This window comes from Brumimicrobium mesophilum, from assembly GCF_003025005.1.
Taxonomy (GTDB): domain Bacteria; phylum Bacteroidota; class Bacteroidia; order Flavobacteriales_D; family Crocinitomicaceae; genus Brumimicrobium; species Brumimicrobium mesophilum.
Map to the genome: position 1 here is coordinate 73,942 of NZ_PVSS01000012.1, position 16,581 is coordinate 90,522.

Sequence of the window (16,581 nt, forward strand, 5' to 3'; positions counted from 1 at the left end):
GTAACTTTTCATTCTAAAATAATAAAATTGTAAAATGATTTTTAGTATGCTTGCATAATAAAGAATAATCTTATATATTTACAATATAGAAAGTTATAAGAAAATAATATAAAATATATAGAAATGGCAGAAAATACAGCAATTAAGGGAGGTGAGTTTATTATTCGTGATACCAAACCAGAGGATATTTTTATTCCAGAAGAATGGACAGAAGAGCAATTGATGATTGCCAAGATGTGTGATGATTTTATTGCGCAGGAAGTTGAACCAAATTTAGATAGGATTGATGCAATGGAAGAAGGTTTAATGCCTTCAATTTTGGACAAAGCTGGAGAATTAGGTTTATTAAGTTTATCTGTTCCTGAGGATTTAGGAGGGATGGGTTTAGATTTTAAAACAACGCTTCTTGCTACTGAAAGATTAGGAAGTGGATATTCTTTTTCTGTTGCTTATGGAGCACACACTGGAATTGGAACATTGCCTATTCTATATTATGGTACGAAAGCTCAAAAAGAAAAATATATCCCAAAATTAGCTTCAGGAGAATGGAAAGCTTCTTATTGTTTGACTGAGCCTTCAGCTGGGTCTGATGCTAATTCAGGTAAAACCAAAGCTGTATTGACAGATGATGGTAAGCATTATATTCTAAACGGTCAGAAAATGTGGATTACTAATGCTGGATTTGCTAAGGTGTTCACGGTTTTCGCTAAGATTGATGATGATAAAAAATTGACGGCTTTTATTGTGGATGCTGAATCAGAAGGAATTTCTTTAAACCCTGAAGAAAAGAAAATGGGGATCAAAGGTTCGTCTACTAGACAAGTGTTCTTTAACGACGTAAAGGTGCCCGTAGAAAACATGCTTTCTGAACGTGAAAATGGATTTAAGATAGCATTGAATATATTAAATATTGGTCGAATTAAATTAGGTGGAGCTGTACTAGGTGGAGCTAAATCAGCAATCGATTATTCTATAAAATATGCCAATGAGCGTGCTCAGTTTGGTAGACCAATTTCCAAATATGGAGCTATTCGCCATAAAATTGCTGAGCAAATCATTAAATGCTTCGTTGTAGAATCGGCTACTTATCGTGCCGGTCAAAATATTGATGACGCAATTCAATCTTATATTGATGGTGGAATGGATAAAGAACAGGCAACACTTAAGGGTATTGAGTTGTTTGCGCCGGAATGTGCAATTTTAAAAGTTGCAGGTTCAGATTGTTTAGATTATGTAGTTGATGAAGCTGTGCAGATTAATGGAGGTATGGGATATTCTGCTGAATCACCAGTAGAAAGAGCCTACAGAGATGCTAGAATTAATAAAATCTTTGAAGGAACAAATGAGATCAATAGAATGTTGATTGTGGATTTGGTTTTGAAAAGAGCCATGAAAGGAGAATTAGATTTAATGGGGCCAGCTCAAGAAGTGGCGAACGAATTAATGAGTATTCCTGATTTTGGAGATCAGCCAGAAGGTATTTTTGCAGAAGAATACAAGGCTTTAAAAGGATTCAAAAAAGTAATATTGATGGTTGCAGGTTCAGCAGTTCAAAAATTAATGGCAACTTTATCAAAAGAGCAGGAGGTTTTAATGAATATTGCAGATTTATCCATAGATACATACCAGGCCGAATCGGCATTATTGAGAGTTGATAAAATGATTTCAATGCGTGGAGAGGAAGCATGTAAAGATGAAATTGCAATCGTAAAAACATATTTCTATGATGTTGCAGACAAAATCAATAAATATGGGAAAGATGCAATTAACGCATTTGCAGGAGGAGACGAAGCAAAAATGATGTTGATGGGATTAAAACGTTTTACTAAAATTGATGGATTCAATTCAAAAGAAGCACGTCAGCAAATAGCATTACGTGTAATTGAAGCTGGAAAGTACAATTTCTAAGTTACAAAGTATATCAAACAAAAAAAGGGCGCAAATAGCGCCCTTTTTTTTTGGTATAGAGATAAATTTATCTAATGATTTCTATTCCATCAGCAACAAATGTCATATCATATTTTGGTTTTGTAATTGCATCAATTTCTTTTTGATCAGCATTTGCGTCTTCCAAGAAATGTTGTTGCATTTCAACAGAAACAGTATCTTGAATTGCTTTTCCAGACAAGTAAGCTATTGTTCCTGGTTTAGTGTCAACTGGAATTGTGAAATGGTCTTTAAAAACAACCATAAATGTTCCACCATCTTCTTTTTCTATATTTACCCAACATCCAGCTTTAGAACAAGTTTCATGGATTTTCGCTTTAAAAGTAGCTTCCATCTCAGTTTTTCCTTCGAATTGAGCTAATAATTCTTTGGTAGAAAGTGCATTAACTGTATCAACCATTTTAGGTCCGTAAGAAGTTCTTGTAGAATCAACTATTACTTGTGATGGTTCTCCAACTTCAACTTCAATTGTGTCAACTTCTGTTGATGGAGCTTCTTCTGTCTCTGGGTTTGTGCAACTAGCAAATATTCCTGCAGTCAATAAACCAATCAATAGGTATCTTTTGTTCATGTGTTTAATTTTTATTGCTAAAGTAAGGTTTTTTCTTATTAGGAAAAATATATTATTTCTTAATAATTGGAGTAAGGACAACCGTGATTAGCAAAAAAACGGTGATTTTAGATTTTAATTATTTGAGTTTCTGATTTTTAAATTAGATCTAATTTAAATTGCTATGCAATAGGTATAAGCTAGCAATAACAGATGTTTCCTGCTAAAAGTGAAACGCCGAGGAATCTCTCCTCTGTAAATATTTGACCTAGTATTCAATTTTGTATCTCATATTGGAAATTCCCATTAAAATAAGGGTAGAACCTAGAATTTATTGCTGAATTATTTTAATTGAGGTGAATTGGTCTCATAATAACGCCGTGAAAAAATATATTTATAAATATATAGTACTATGTATTGCATAGTACTATATTCTTTTTATATTTGTCGAGAATATAATAAGAGAATCATGAAAGTTGAAAACACAAAAGCACAAATGAGGAAAGGGATTTTGGAGTATTGTGTATTGTCGATACTTTCCAAAAAAGAGTGTTATCCTTCTGAAATTATAGAGCATTTGAAAGAAGCTGAATTGATTGTCGTAGAAGGTACGCTATATCCTTTGTTGACGCGATTGAAAAATGCTGATTTATTGGATTATCGCTGGGAAGAATCCAATGCTGGTCCGCCCAGAAAATATTATGAATTAACAAAATCTGGAATTGATTTTTTAACTGATTTAAAGTCAACGTGGGGAGTTTTAAATAAAGCAGTAAACCATTTAGAAAATAAGACACTATGAAAAAGACAACAACAATAAATTTAGCGGGAATGGTTTATCACATCGAAGAAGATGGATACCAGGTTTTAAAGAAATATATTTCTGACATCAAACGTGTTTTCTCAACACAAGAAGGCGTTGAAGAGATGGTTTCGGATATTGAGGTTCGAATTGCTGAGTTATTTCAAGAGAGGTTAAATAAAAGTAAAGAAGTAATTACTTCAACGGATGTGGAAGAAGTGATGGCTATTATGGGATCTCCAAATCAGTTTGATGAGGATTACGATGAAAATAATGAAGAACACTTTTACCAAGAATATTCAAGCCAAGAAAGTTCAAAACGATTGTATAGGGATGAAGATGAAGGAATGATAGGTGGAGTTTCTGCTGGTTTAGCGCATTATTTTGGAATTGATCCTGTGTTAATTCGTGTTTTATGGATTATATTGGTGCTTGCAGGTGGTTCTGGAGTTTTGATTTATATTATCGGTTGGATTGCAATTCCTGGGGCCACAACAACAGCTCAGAAATTACAAATGAGAGGTCAGTCGGCAAATATTGACAATATCAGGGCATTTGCAGATTCTGTAAAAAATGAAGCGAAAACAGGATTTAAACGCGCATCAAATTCGATGAAAAATACCTTTAAAAAAAAAGATAATGCTTTCACGAATGGCGCGAAAATAATAGGGAAAATCTTTGGTTTTGTCCTGTTTGTCGGTGGGATTTTAGGTCTGATATTTTTAGGACTTTTCTTTTGGGCTGACTTCAATTTTATTTTTATTAATGATGAAATGTTTGCCGCAGATGCTCGAACAGTTATCGATTTGTTTTTCGATGAAACATTGTGGGCTACTTGGCTGATTGGTATCGTTTCAATTATTCCAATGATTTTCTTAATTGTTGCCGGTGGAATGTTGCTATTTAATCAACGACCTAAATCGAAAGCTTTTATTTTGACATTGTTAATTCTTTGGTTCGCCTCAATTGTAGGTTTAGCTTTCTTGGGAGTCAGAACGGGAATGGATTTTAAAGAGAATTATAAATCAATCGAAAATACCAAGTTGAATGGAGATTATTCCGAAGTTCAAGTTAATTTATTTGAAGATGATTTGTTGATCACCAATACCATGGATTACGGTTTTGATAATTTTCTTACGATTTCAAACGATGAGGTTCAATTGGGTTATGCTAAAATTGAAATTCGTACAACTACAGATTCTATTTTTCATTACTCAGTAGAAAAAAAGAGCCACGGTGGAACTTTAAAATTAGCGAAGGAAAAATCTGAAGAAATTCTATTTGATATTGAACAAGGTGGAAATACTTTAAATATTCCAGCACGTTATGGATTTCCTAAAGAGAATAAATTCCGTGGTCAGAAAGTAAATTTAAAAATTTATGTTCCGCTAGGAAAGGAAATCATACTGAATGGAAACTTAGAAGATTATCCTTTGAAAATTCAGACCAAAACAAGGTTCTCAGACGATTTATTGAAGCAAAGTTCCATTTGGAAAGCCACAGAATTAGGAATGGAGTATAAAGGTTTTTTATAAAGAATGCATTTTTCAGTGGCGGCGTATTTTGTTGCGTCGCTATTGTTTAAAATCAATAACAATCCATCAAAATCTTTCCTTTCTCAATGTATTTTTCCAATGGTGGCAGACCTTCTTCCTCCAGGATGTTTTTAATTGCTTCCAAAACTCCATCTCTCATTTTAATGGAACCACAAATCATGATACTGCCTTTGTTTTTTAGCAATCGGGCAACTTCAGCCTTGTTTTTAATGACTAAATCTTGAACATAACATTGGTTTCCGTCTTCCTTTGATAGAGCAAAGTGTAAGGTGTTGAATAATTCTGTTGAATTGATGTACTGAATTGTTTTATGGTACAATTTAAAACTCAAAGTATTTCGACCACCTAAGTAAAAGATTTTCTTTTGTTTGGAATACATGGAGGTCATTCCTAAAAATGGGGCAATTCCAGTTCCGTTTGCAATCATCAAAACATCCCCTTTTTTAGGCAAATGAAATTTATTGTTCACTTTGACATAAGCGGAAATTTCATCATCAATTTCTTGTTGAAATAAGAAATTTGAACATTCTCCAATATCATGTTTTTTTATGCTCAAAAGAATATTTCCTTCTTCTGTTTTTCCTATTGAATAATAGCGTGCAATATCATCTCCCGGAGGCGCAATCGCTAATAAATCTCCCGATTGAAAGTTGCTTTGTTCTTGAGGTGAAAGTTCGAGAGTGAAAGTTAAAACATAGCCATCATCAACAATTTGTTTTTGTACAACTTTGAACTTAGATAAGCGAACAGGCTTTTTTAATTTCTCATTCGGAAGTTCAAGTTCAATTGAATGACGTTTTTTCCATTCATCTATCGATAAAGTAAAACTTGTTTGTGACTTTGCATCGATTAAAGTAGGGGAGACATCTAGTTGAAATCCATCATTTTTTTTAAGTGTTTGATGAACCTCTATTGCAAATTTACAGAATTTCGGATAAATCATAGAGCCAAACCCTATCACATGCGTTGCTAAAACATTATGTTGTTTGATGCTTGCAACTTTCGATAAAAATAATCGAGCATTGAAAGGAGGATCTCCATCACCATAAGTCGAAGTCAATATGATGAGGTGTTTGGCTTTTGGAAAAGCTTTATAGTGATTCATGTCAGCAATAAATACGGATTTCCCAGCGTTGAGCAAAGCAGTGAATAAATGTTGACCAAATTTTCGTGTTGAACCATTTTCAGAACCAATTAGTATAATAAATTCTGCTTCTTCGGGACTAACTTTATTACGAGTTTTGGCTGAAATTCTCCTCCAAGCAATTTTTGTCCCAGAACACATGAAGTACAACAAGTTTATTGAAATTAAACCCAATACTATTGCCCAAATCCATTGGCCTTTTCCGGTATGAAGGGTCATTGACAGTGCGTTCAGATTTTGTTTCCATGTTGCATTTTGTTCAACAATAACTTCTCCAGTAAATTGATGGATTTTTAAGGTTTGATCATGTAATATTAATTCGAAATAATCTTCCTCATCAGGTGAGAATGGGAAGTTGAGAGTTTTAACTTCGCTTAAATTGGTGTTTAGAAATATAGGAAAGGCATCAATATCCCTGCTTTCTTTTTGCGTTTGGACATGAACAATTTCTTGATTTTCTTTAGGTTTAAATTGCGTATTCAAAAACAGCACTGTTCCTGAAAAAGCCATTATTATAATTGGAATGAAAGAAATTCGCCCCAATAAAGTATGATAATATTGAGCACTGTTTTGTTTCTTTATATGCGAAAATATATTTCGAAATCCGTTGGTGCGTTTGATCACCAAAGCAATTCCACTCAATGCCATGAGGAAAAGCAAGAAAACGGTAATTCCCATTAAAATTCGTCCTGTTGCATGAATGAACAAGGAGCGATGTAAAACAGTTACCCACGCATATATCTCATTCTTCGGAGGAATGTCAGCAATTTTTTCTCCTGTACTCGGATCGATATAAAAAGCACCATCTGCATTCTCATCAAAACCAATCACATCTACTTTTACTGCTTTTTCATCATCAACGGATAAAGAAAAAACTTCGATGTATTGATCTTTTAATTGTGGGATAATTTGTGCTAAACTAATGTTGTCAGCAGCAATTCTATCGCTTGGCGAATCCATGTGCTCAACGATTGGTTCTGTTGCGAGAATAATTCCCGTAACTGAAGCAATCAATAAGAACACACTAGAAAATATGGCCAGGAGCAAATGGCTTGTCCTCCAAAAGTTAGTCAACATAGGGAATTACAAAAGTTATTTATCGACAGGAATTAGTCTGATTTGGCGGATATATCCTTCTTTTCCTTCGTATTTACCTAATTTCAATTGGTCGTTGGATAATGAAACAACAACATCTTTAACATGATAACTTTTGTCCTCAACCGCTGTTTCGAAACGAAGAGAATAACCTTTGTCGATGTATTTTTGATTAATTTTCAGACTAACAACAGAACGTTCGCCGCTTCCAATTGTGGCACCTGTAACACCATCTAACCTTGGCTGATGTCTGTTTTTATTTCTAAAAGCATACCACGATTTAATGTCTGGATACCATTCGTGGTCATCACCTAGAACGCGTAATGTTTCAACATATTCTCCTTTGGAATTTACCACAGATACAGCGATGTACGCACCTTCACCTTGATAGTTTTTTAATTGAATTAGGCATTTGTATTCTCCACCGACAGTTTGAGCGTTTGAATAAAAAGAATTCATTGTTAGGTTGGCGCAAATTAACCCCAGAATTAAAATATTTTTCATTTCACTTATTTTAAAAATTCTAAATCACCTGTTAAAAGCTCATTGCTTTTGGCTAAATCGTAAACTGATTCTTCAAAATCAGTTAGGATATTTTTGTCAGCTCCTTTACTGATTAAAAACTTAAGAAATTCTGTATGGTCACCTTTCATTGCCGCCAATTGTAGGGCAGTAATTCCATCATTGCTTTTGGCGTTGATGTCAACTCCAGCATCCAATAATGTATTCACTAAAAATTCGTTTTCAATTGCCGTTGCCAGGTAAATAGTTTTATCTTGAACTTCGATTCCTTTGTTTACGAAAACACTAAAATACTGTGTGAAAAATGCTTTGTCTTTCTCATCATATGTTGCCACTAAATAAGTAATTACGTTGTCTCCTGATTTATCCTTTAATTTAAAGTCAGCACCTTCTTTTAATGCACGTTCTGCCAACTCTGTGTTTTTATTTTTCAAAGCAAAAGTCACTAGCGAATTTCCTTTTTCATTCACCATGAATTTATCTTCAGTTAAATCGTATAAGGCCCTGATGGCTACTGTATTATTTCTTTCAGCGGCATTCATCAAGGGTGTATTTCCTTCCTTATTTACTTTTTGAAGATCAACGTTTTTTTCTATTATATAGGTGAAAACATCTTCGTTTTTGTTACCAGAAGCTAAATAATGTAACAGATTGTTCCCTGTTGCGTTCGTCAACTTTGGATCTAAACCAAGTTTGATTAGGTATTCAAAAACCGCCAATTCATTGGAGAATCTACGTTTACCTTTTGCAGCAAAAAACAAAGCATTTTCATTATTGTTGTTCAGCGCTTTTGGGTCTAATCCTTTGGTAATTAATTGATTTAATAATTCAATATTTCCTTGTGAACTTGCATAGTGGAAAACAGTGTTATTGTCTTTGTCTTTCGAAGTTAAATTGATTCCATTCTTAAGGAAGTATTCGAATTCCGCGATGTCATTTGCTTGTTGTGCCAAATAATGAATCACATTTGCTCCTTGTCGATTTGGGGTGTCTAGTTTTAGTCCTGATTTTATATATAAATCATAAATTCTGTGATCTGTAACACCACCCATAGCAGTAAAGGTCTGGATATTGTTTCCTTTGTCATCAATTATTTTTAGATCTGCACCTTCGTTGATTAAGAATTCCACCAATTCGAAATTCCCTTTGTAGCCTGCCCACATGAGGTAGTTTCTCCCATCATGTGTTATTTTACTCACTTCATTTCCTTTGATACTCAACAAATATTTCATTGTTTCAAAAGGAACTTTATTCAAAATGGCGTAGGCTGTTGCATCAAAATTAAAAGCATTAAATTCTGTAGGATCGTTTCCTTTTTTGATTGCAGCCTCAACTTGTTCAATCGTTGTTGATTCATTCCAAAATTCTCCTCCAAGAAAAATGTTTTTTTGAGCATTTACATTAAAAACTCCTAAAAGTAGGAGGACACTAATAATTGTCTTCATAGTTGCTTAGAATTATTCTAAATAAGGCAAAAGTAGAAAAATTATCACTCGAAATTTGAGAAACATTCAAAATACCTAGAACAGGGTATTTTGTCCAAATACTAGTGAATACCTACAATTTGGTATTGTTAAAAAAATATGTCTGCCCTACTTTTGCGGCGTTATTTGTATTTAATCTAAATAAGAACAATGAAAAAATCTATACTTTTTACAGCACTTCTATTCGCAGGAAGTCAATTTTTAAACGCTCAATCAACAATAGAAACGGTTAGTATTGGAGCAGGATATGCAGACGAAACTTGGTACAGTTTAGAAAATGGAGATCAAGGCACTAAAACTGCTGCTGATTGGGATTTGGCATTTGATTTAGGTGGTTTCGGAACATCAATCAGAATTAATTCGGGTAATGGAGTTCTATTATATGCATATCCAAATGGAGATGTTAACGATTGGGCGATGGTTGATACAACAGGATTGTCAACTTGGGAGGCAGTTTATAATTCGGAATCAACATGGTTTGAAGGAGCGCTGGATCAAAATATCAACCCAAATGATCCATTTGATGTAGGTTGGGGGATTTACGATATGAATACACATATCATTTCTGGAGATTCAATTTTCATCATAAAATTAATTGATGATACTTACAGAAAATTACGTATTGATCAAATGGCAGGAGGTGCTTTTGACTTTACATTTGCAAATCTAGATGGAACAAACGAAGTTCAAGCACAAGTTGTAAAAGCGGATTATACAGACAAATTATTTGGATATTATTCAATTCAAAATGAAGTTGCGGTAGATCACGAGCCTGTTACAGTTGAGAATTGGGATTTATTTTTCGGAAAATACACTGGGTTCATTCCAACTCCATATAATTTAACTGGAATTATAGCAGGACCAAATACTGAGGTTGTTCAAATTGATGGGGTTTCAGATGTTGCAAATTACAACGATTGGGGAGCTGAAACTTTTACCACTGACATCAGCACAATTGGTGCGGATTGGAAAGAGTTTGTGTTTTCTTCTATGAGTTACGAAATTGCAGATGATGTGGTTTATTTCGTGAAAACTCAAGCTGGAGATGTATGGAAACTTATTCCTACAGGATTTGGAGGTAGCTCAAATGGAGATTTCGAATTCACCAAAGAAAAAATCTCTGCATTATCAACTGACGAAAATGGGTTGCCAAACGCAGAAGTTGTTGTTTATCCAAATCCAGCTAAAGAAAATGTATCATTGATTTTGAACAACATGAATTCTAATTCATCAACTGTACAAATTTTGAATTTAAATGGACAGGTATTATTTAATGAAAATTATGTTGGTTCTTCAAACTTCGAAGTGAAAAATATACCTGTAAGTTCTTTTGAGTCTGGGGTTTACTTAGTAAAAGTGAATTCTGGAGAGGAATATTTTAATCAGAAACTAATTATTAAATAAAAGAGAGATGGTGTTTTTCTTCATGAACACCGTTGCCTTCGATAGGCTCAGTCATCGGGATGAACTTCGGAGATTGAGCTTGTTGAAAGCGACGAAAGAACTGGAGGAAATTCACGAAAAACTAATATTAAAAACTAAATAATACAATACAAAAAGTTATGAAAAAATCATTTTTATTTTTACTTGCCTTAGCCTTGACAAGCATAATTACATTTGCTCAGAAGGACAAAAAACAACAAGATCGAAATTCTATTTTAGCAATGGAAGGATGTTATAAAGTAACCTTCGATTTTGCTGAGACATTTTCACCTGATACTGCGTATGTGAAGTACGACAATTATTCTTCTCAAGCGATTGAGTATGTATTTGCAATAGAAAACGAACCAGATTTCATCTCTCTACAGCATATTTTGGTAATCAACGACAGTTTTGTAGTTAAACATTGGAGACAAGATTGGTTGTACGAAAACCAAACGCTTTTAATGTATGACAAAAACAGAACTTGGAATAACAAAGAGATTTCTAAAAAGGATGCAAAAGGAACTTGGACTCAAAAGGTTTTTCAAGTTGATGACAGTCCACGTTACGAAGGATACGGTACTTGGGTTCATGTAGACGGGAAAAATTACTGGGAATCTACGGCTGATGCTCCATTACCAAGACGTGAATTAACGGTAAGACAAGATTACAATGTTACTCGTCGTCACAGTAGAATGGAAATCACTGAAAACGGTTGGAACTTAGAACAAGATAACGAGAAAATTTACCGTGATGAAAACGGGAATGATCAATTGATTTCTTGGGAAAAAGGACATGAAATTTTTACACGAGGTGATCATGATTGTAAAGCTGGGATTGACTGGTGGAAAGAAAACCACAGATTTTGGACGGATGTAAGAACTGTATGGGGTAAAACCATTGCAGCCAACAAAAAAATGCAGTTCGAAAGAAAAGTTGATAAAAAGTTGATGTATGAGCACTTATTCGCAATGGGTGATAAATATACTGGCGATAATTATGATCAAGCAGAAGCGCAGAAAGAAATTCAGGCTGTGATCGAATCTTACCTAAATCAAAAGTAATCTTTCATAATTTGATAAGAGTTGTTCAGTTTGATTAAGGCTCAAACTGGATGACTTTTTTCAGTTCCTAAATTTTACCTGGAAAATTAAAATATACTGGGTTGACTTTTCAAAAGAATAATGATCATGTTTATAGCGATTTGTAAATATTTCTTCAATACATTTATTTTACTCTTGTTTTTCACAACATTTGCATGTGGTCAAACTGTAACGGTAATTTCTCTTGAAGATAGTCAGCCCATTCCTGGTGCTAGAGTGAATATTCAACTCAATGAAAAAACTTTCAATTTTACAACTTCAATTGATGGAGAGTTAAAAATTGAGGATGCTTTTAAGTTGAAACCGCTGACAATGACCATTTCATTTTCCAGTTTTGAAACGAAGCGGTTGGAAAATTTAGTGCTTTCAAAAGATACAGCAATTGCATTGGCTTCTGCTGTTAAACAGTTTGATGAAGTGGCTATTACTGCCCAATACAAATCGCAATTGGTTGAAAAAGCGGTACACAATATAAAAGTTATCGATCGTCAGAAAATCGAATCGATGGCGGCACAAGATTTAAAAGATGTTTTAACCAATGAATTAAATGTTCGTTTAGGAGAAGACAACATCTTAGGAAGTAGCATGCAACTTCAAGGAATTGGAGGTGAAAATGTAAAAATTCTTGTTGATGGAGTTCCAATGACAGGAAGATTAAATGGAAATATTGATTTATCGCAAATTCCATTAGAAAGCGTAGAACGCATAGAAATTGTTGAAGGTCCACTTTCTGTAAGTTACGGAACGGATGCCTTAGCAGGAACAATAAATATAATCACAAAGAAAAACCAAGCCAATAAATTTATTGCGACTTCAAATAACTACTTTGAAAGTAGTGGAAAAGTGAACAACACAGTTTCTTTGGGCTGGCAATTAAAAAAGCATCAATTTCGACTAGAAGGTGGTCGCTACTTTTTTGATGGTTGGAACCCAACGCACGAAACATTTCATTATGAACCAAATCCAATTGCAGACAGTTCTCGTGTAATGCAATGGAATCCAAAAGAACAGCTTTTTGGTGGAATTAATTACCGTTATAACAGAAAAAACACCTTGTTTAATTATAGCGGGCAAGTGTTTAATGAAAGTATTATTAATCGTGGAACACCACGAGCACCCTATCAAGAAACGGCATTTGATGATTACTATGAAACCAATAGAATAAATCAACGTGCAAATTTCCAATACAGATTAAAAAATGATTATCGTTTATCAATAATTGCTGCTTACAACGGTTATTTTAGACGGAAAAACACTCAGATTCGTGATTTGACTGAAATTACAGATGTTGTTTCTGGAAATCCAAGTGACCATGATACTTCTGCTTACCATAGTTTTATCGCTCGAGGAAGATTAGTTCAAACAAAATCAAATAAGAAAATCAACTATGAAATTGGTTATGATATTCTTTATGAGGTAGCAAATGGAGAACGAATCCTAGACAAGCAACAATCAATTGGGGATTACGCACTATATGCTACGGCAGAATATACACCTTTCAAATCTTTAATTATTCGTCCTGGAATTAGATATGGGTACAATTCTGAATACACCGCACCTGTTACACCTTCAATTAATGTGAAGTATGACTTCTTGGAAAATGATAAGCAATTGTTGAGTTTGCGTACCTCTTACGCAAGGGGATTCCGTGCACCATCAATTAAAGAATTGCATTATGTTTTTGTGGATATCAATCACAATATAGTAGGTAATCCTGACTTGGAAGCAGAAACATCGAATCACTTCAACCTTTCACTACATCAGAATTTGAATTTGAAAGAGGTGAAATTGAAGAATAAATTAGTTTTGTTTTATAACGACATTCATGACTTAATTACCTTGGCTCAAGCTTCAGCAACTGAATATTCATACTTTAATTTAGATAGATATACAACAACTGGAGCGCAAGTTGAAAGTAATATCAATTACAAAAATTTGACAACAGGAATCGGGATGGGTTATGTTGGAAGATATAATGAATTAGTAGAGGAAAATTCTAATTCTACAGATTTTTTATTCTCTCCTGAAGTGAAGTTTAACTTACAATACGATTGGAAAAAAGCGGGGATACAAACAGGTGTTTTCTATAAATATACAGGTGTTTTACCAAATATTCGTACCAATGCTGAAGGCGAATTGTATGAATCAGAGGTGAGTGATTATCATATCACTGACTTAACAGTTTCAAAATTCGTATGGAAAAAAAGGTTGAAATTTACAGTAGGAGTGAAAAACCTATTCGATGTCACATCAATTACTGGAACAGCTAGTGGAGACGGTGCGCATTCTGTAACATCGGGAAGTGTGAGCGTTGGAATGGGACGTGTTTATCATATGGGAGTTAGACTTAATTTAAGTTCAAAATAAAAATTAAAGAGATGAGATTTACAATATTATTAATGATCGCTGTTTTATTGTCGTCATGTTTGAAAGAAGAACTTCCTATTCCTAAAAGACAAGCAGGAGAATTAACTGTTGGTGAAGTGAGTATGGGAGCAAACTACGAATATCAAATTTACTTTGATTTTTCTGCGAACCAAATGACAGGGAATGTTTCAAAAAATATTTGGGATTTAGGTTTTGAAACAGGAGATGAGGGTAGCCGTGTAATTACAAATACATCACGAAATATGATGGTTTATACGACAGATAAAACCGAATTGTCTGAAATATATAGCGAAGTTGGTTATACAAATGACCCTAAATTTGATAATGCAAACGGTAATTTAGATTCTACCGGAATAGGAAACTGGGAAGATGGATTTGTAAGAATCATTAATATGGGATATTCCTCTACTGGAAACGAATTAGGATTTTTTAAATTAAAAATTCATGAAGTTACACCAACTACCTATACTTTTGAATTTGCGAATATATCTGCAAGCAATTCTTCAACACGTACTATTCTTAAGCGTGAAGGCTATAATTTCACATACTTTAGTATGTTGAGCGACTTAGAAGAGGATGTTTCTCCTAAAACACAAGATTGGGACATTGTTTTCACGCAATACATTCACCAATTTTATGAACCAGTTGTAACTCCTTACTTAGTTACAGGTTGTGTTTCTAACAGAATAGAGACAAAAGTTGGATTAGTAACAGAAGTTGATTTCGACGCCATAGATTTAGAATATGTTGAAGGCTTAGAATTATCAGAAAACACAAATACAATTGGTTTCAGTTGGAAAACACTAGTTGGGGAAAGCTATGAAATCAATACTGAAATGACTTATGTAATTCAAGATTACGAAGGAATTTACTACAAGATGAGGTTTATTGATTTTTATTCTGAGACAGGGGAAAAAGGGAATCCTGTTTGGGAATTTGTGGAGTTGTAAATGATTTCTTTAGATCATTTCCCAAAGTAGGTATGCTAATCCAATCAACAACAAATTGACATAAGGTAGAAATGCAAATTTGATGTTTTTCTTATAACGAAACAGTAGCAGTGAAACAATAATAGTTATAGGATAAACTGTTGTTGCAATGATGAAAAAATAGGGAATAAAAACATCAAAAAATGAAGAGTCAGGTGCTTTATGGCCTGCCAAACTCATAGCGTTTGCAAGTAGAACAAAGGGATAGAAGAGCAGTGGAATAGCAGATATTCCAATGAGAATAAATCCTGTGAGTTTTGTTCTTTTATTGTTCATCCTCTAAAATATTTTGTTCAATTTCTTCAATAGTAGGTAAAGAAGATTTGAGGTTTTCTGGAAGTATATCTGTTAATTCAAATTCGCTAACGCCCATTGGCTTGTTGATGTCTCGTAATGCAAATTCAGCTTCAATATTGTTCTTTTCTCGACAAAGTAAGATTCCAATTGTTGGTTTGTCATCAGCTCCCTTTAAAGTACTATCAACTGCTGACAAATAGAAATTTAACTTACCAGCATATTCGGGTATGAATGCCGTGCTTTTTAATTCTATAACCACATAGCACTTGAGTTTAATATGATAGAAAAGTAAACCCATATAATAGTCCTTGTTAGCAATTTCTAAATGATATTGTTGGCCAACAAACGCGAATCCTTTGCCTAGTTCTAATAGGAATTTCTTGATATGATTAACCAATTGGTTTTCTAAATCTTTTTCTTTAAAGCCCTCTGTCAGTTGCATAAAATCAAAAACATAAGGATCTTTTAAAGTTTGCTGCGCCAAGTCGGAAAATGGTTCAGGTAGGGTATTGGAGAAATTAGTTATTGCAGCACCATTTCTTTGAAACAGTTGAGATTTAATTTGCAAAGCCAAAGTGTCTCTACTCCAATTATTTTCTTTTGTCTTTTCTAAATAAAAGACGGCTTCTTTTATATCTTTAGACTTTGAGAAAATTAGGATATTGTGTCCCCATGGTATTTGGGCAACAGCTTGTTGCCCAAATACAAAAATGTCCGAATCTTTGGAAGGTTGGGCAACAACTTGTTGCCTAATTGGAATAGTGTAAAACTCCTAAAATCTACGGCAATATTTTATATTTCTTTCTGAAAACCCTTTCATTTCAGGGAATTCATTTCTTAATTCTTTGGAAACATTTTCGAGAACCTTATCGCCCCAATTACTTGATTTTATCTTTTCAGAAATCATCATCCCTAAATCCCAATAAAAAAGAATGAGCTCCCTATTTACAACTACAGCTGCTTTAATCTGAGCGGATCGAACCTTTTTTTTAAGTTCTGAAATCCAAGTTTAGTAATCTTTATCTTTAATTAGTTCCATTTAAATGTAGAATTGTGAAAAAAGTAATTTAATTTTATCAAAATAGAGTTTTTCGATGTTTTTCCCTTCTACAATATAACAACATTCCCCAAAACCTTCACCACCTATGAACGTTTTTTCGATTTCAACTATCCCAAAACCTTTACAAGTCCACATTCAAAAAAAATCGTATTCCTAAAATTCGTAATTAGCTGCACTGAGGGTTAAAGCCGTTCGTAATTGATCATTCGTAATTGCTCCAAA

General features: G+C 33.8%; 13 protein-coding genes and 1 pseudogene. 7 read left to right on the plus strand and 7 right to left on the minus strand.

Going from position 1 to position 16,581, the window contains the following annotated elements; translation table 11 throughout:
* The first annotated feature begins 123 nt into the window (after nucleotides 1-123).
* A complete protein-coding gene (locus C6368_RS12915) occupies nucleotides 124-1,908 on the plus strand; it encodes an acyl-CoA dehydrogenase family protein (protein WP_107039637.1) in 1,785 nt (594 codons plus the stop codon).
* Between the two features lie 67 nt (nucleotides 1,909-1,975).
* Here C6368_RS12915 and C6368_RS12920 read toward each other — a convergent pair whose 3' ends face one another.
* Entirely contained in the window at nucleotides 1,976-2,518 is a 543-nt protein-coding gene (locus C6368_RS12920) for a DUF4920 domain-containing protein (protein WP_107039638.1), read from the minus strand.
* A gap of 448 nt (nucleotides 2,519-2,966) precedes the next feature.
* Here C6368_RS12920 and C6368_RS12925 point away from each other — a divergent pair, with 448 nt between their 5' ends.
* Entirely contained in the window at nucleotides 2,967-3,299 is a 333-nt protein-coding gene (locus C6368_RS12925; protein ID WP_107039639.1) for a PadR family transcriptional regulator, read from the plus strand.
* A complete protein-coding gene (locus tag C6368_RS12930; RefSeq protein ID WP_107039640.1) occupies nucleotides 3,296-4,834 on the plus strand; it encodes a PspC domain-containing protein in 1,539 nt (512 codons plus the stop codon). The genes C6368_RS12925 and C6368_RS12930 overlap by 4 nt, the downstream gene beginning before the upstream one ends.
* A 52-nt stretch (nucleotides 4,835-4,886) precedes the next feature.
* Here C6368_RS12930 and C6368_RS12935 read toward each other — a convergent pair whose 3' ends face one another.
* Genes C6368_RS12935 through C6368_RS12945 form a run of 3 tightly spaced genes read right to left on the minus strand, consistent with a single transcriptional unit; the run spans nucleotide 4,887 to nucleotide 9,061 of the window.
* Nucleotides 4,887-7,076, minus strand: a complete 2,190-nt coding sequence (locus C6368_RS12935) for a PepSY domain-containing protein (RefSeq protein ID WP_107039641.1) — start codon at nucleotides 7,074-7,076, stop codon at nucleotides 4,887-4,889.
* Nucleotides 7,077-7,091: 15 nt separating this feature from the next.
* The gene (locus C6368_RS12940) at nucleotides 7,092-7,598 is read right to left on the minus strand and encodes a DUF2271 domain-containing protein (protein WP_107039642.1); all 507 of its coding nucleotides are present in this window, start codon (nucleotides 7,596-7,598) and stop codon (nucleotides 7,092-7,094) included.
* Nucleotides 7,599-7,603: 5 nt separating this feature from the next.
* A complete protein-coding gene (locus C6368_RS12945) occupies nucleotides 7,604-9,061 on the minus strand; it encodes an ankyrin repeat domain-containing protein (protein WP_107039643.1) in 1,458 nt (485 codons plus the stop codon).
* A 189-nt stretch (nucleotides 9,062-9,250) separates the two neighbouring features.
* Here C6368_RS12945 and C6368_RS12950 point away from each other — a divergent pair, with 189 nt between their 5' ends.
* The 4 genes from C6368_RS12950 to C6368_RS12965 all read left to right on the plus strand — a co-directional run bounded on the left by C6368_RS12950 (nucleotide 9,251) and on the right by C6368_RS12965 (nucleotide 14,963).
* The gene (locus C6368_RS12950) at nucleotides 9,251-10,504 is read left to right on the plus strand and encodes a T9SS type A sorting domain-containing protein (protein WP_107039644.1); all 1,254 of its coding nucleotides are present in this window, start codon (nucleotides 9,251-9,253) and stop codon (nucleotides 10,502-10,504) included.
* 158 nt (nucleotides 10,505-10,662) lie between these two features.
* Nucleotides 10,663-11,586, plus strand: a complete 924-nt coding sequence (locus C6368_RS12955; protein WP_199851640.1) for a DUF6607 family protein — start codon at nucleotides 10,663-10,665, stop codon at nucleotides 11,584-11,586.
* 126 nt (nucleotides 11,587-11,712) lie between these two features.
* Nucleotides 11,713-13,992 (plus strand): TonB-dependent receptor, encoded by a 2,280-nt coding sequence (locus C6368_RS12960; protein ID WP_159038591.1) that lies wholly within the window; start codon nucleotides 11,713-11,715, stop codon nucleotides 13,990-13,992.
* A gap of 11 nt (nucleotides 13,993-14,003) precedes the next feature.
* Complete coding sequence (locus C6368_RS12965; protein ID WP_107039646.1) at nucleotides 14,004-14,963, plus strand: HmuY family protein; 960 nt, start codon at nucleotides 14,004-14,006, stop codon at nucleotides 14,961-14,963.
* 9 nt (nucleotides 14,964-14,972) lie between these two features.
* Here C6368_RS12965 and C6368_RS12970 read toward each other — a convergent pair whose 3' ends face one another.
* From C6368_RS12970 to C6368_RS17475, 3 genes and pseudogenes are all read right to left on the minus strand, one after another.
* Nucleotides 14,973-15,278 carry a hypothetical protein gene (locus C6368_RS12970; RefSeq protein WP_107039647.1) on the minus strand — a complete coding sequence of 102 codons (306 nt, stop codon included), beginning with the start codon at nucleotides 15,276-15,278 and terminating at the stop codon, nucleotides 14,973-14,975.
* Nucleotides 15,268-15,873, minus strand: a complete 606-nt coding sequence (locus C6368_RS17470) for a PDDEXK nuclease domain-containing protein (protein ID WP_317045982.1) — start codon at nucleotides 15,871-15,873, stop codon at nucleotides 15,268-15,270. Before C6368_RS17470 ends, C6368_RS12970 begins: the two co-directional genes overlap by 11 nt.
* A pseudogene (locus C6368_RS17475) lies at nucleotides 15,850-16,302 on the minus strand (DUF1016 N-terminal domain-containing protein); the annotation flags it as partial. The gene C6368_RS17470 and the pseudogene C6368_RS17475, both read right to left, overlap by 24 nt.
* Nucleotides 16,303-16,581 lie beyond the last annotated feature (279 nt).

What these genes read in the sequence shown, in the direction of transcription:
- C6368_RS12930 (WP_107039640.1), top strand. Translation starts at nt 3,296, where the DNA reads ATGAAAAAGACAACAACAATAAATTTAGCGGGAATGGTTTATCACATC.
- C6368_RS12925 (WP_107039639.1), top strand. Translation starts at nt 2,967, where the DNA reads ATGAAAGTTGAAAACACAAAAGCACAAATGAGGAAAGGGATTTTGGAG.
- C6368_RS12935 (WP_107039641.1), bottom strand. Translation starts at nt 7,076, where the DNA reads ATGTTGACTAACTTTTGGAGGACAAGCCATTTGCTCCTGGCCATATTT.
- C6368_RS12970 (WP_107039647.1), bottom strand. Translation starts at nt 15,278, where the DNA reads ATGAACAATAAAAGAACAAAACTCACAGGATTTATTCTCATTGGAATA.
- C6368_RS12955 (WP_199851640.1), top strand. Translation starts at nt 10,663, where the DNA reads ATGAAAAAATCATTTTTATTTTTACTTGCCTTAGCCTTGACAAGCATA.
- C6368_RS12950 (WP_107039644.1), top strand. Translation starts at nt 9,251, where the DNA reads ATGAAAAAATCTATACTTTTTACAGCACTTCTATTCGCAGGAAGTCAA.
- C6368_RS12915 (WP_107039637.1), top strand. Translation starts at nt 124, where the DNA reads ATGGCAGAAAATACAGCAATTAAGGGAGGTGAGTTTATTATTCGTGAT.
- C6368_RS12920 (WP_107039638.1), bottom strand. Translation starts at nt 2,518, where the DNA reads ATGAACAAAAGATACCTATTGATTGGTTTATTGACTGCAGGAATATTT.
- C6368_RS12960 (WP_159038591.1), top strand. Translation starts at nt 11,713, where the DNA reads ATGTTTATAGCGATTTGTAAATATTTCTTCAATACATTTATTTTACTC.
- C6368_RS12945 (WP_107039643.1), bottom strand. Translation starts at nt 9,061, where the DNA reads ATGAAGACAATTATTAGTGTCCTCCTACTTTTAGGAGTTTTTAATGTA.
- C6368_RS12940 (WP_107039642.1), bottom strand. Translation starts at nt 7,598, where the DNA reads ATGAAAAATATTTTAATTCTGGGGTTAATTTGCGCCAACCTAACAATG.
- C6368_RS12965 (WP_107039646.1), top strand. Translation starts at nt 14,004, where the DNA reads ATGAGATTTACAATATTATTAATGATCGCTGTTTTATTGTCGTCATGT.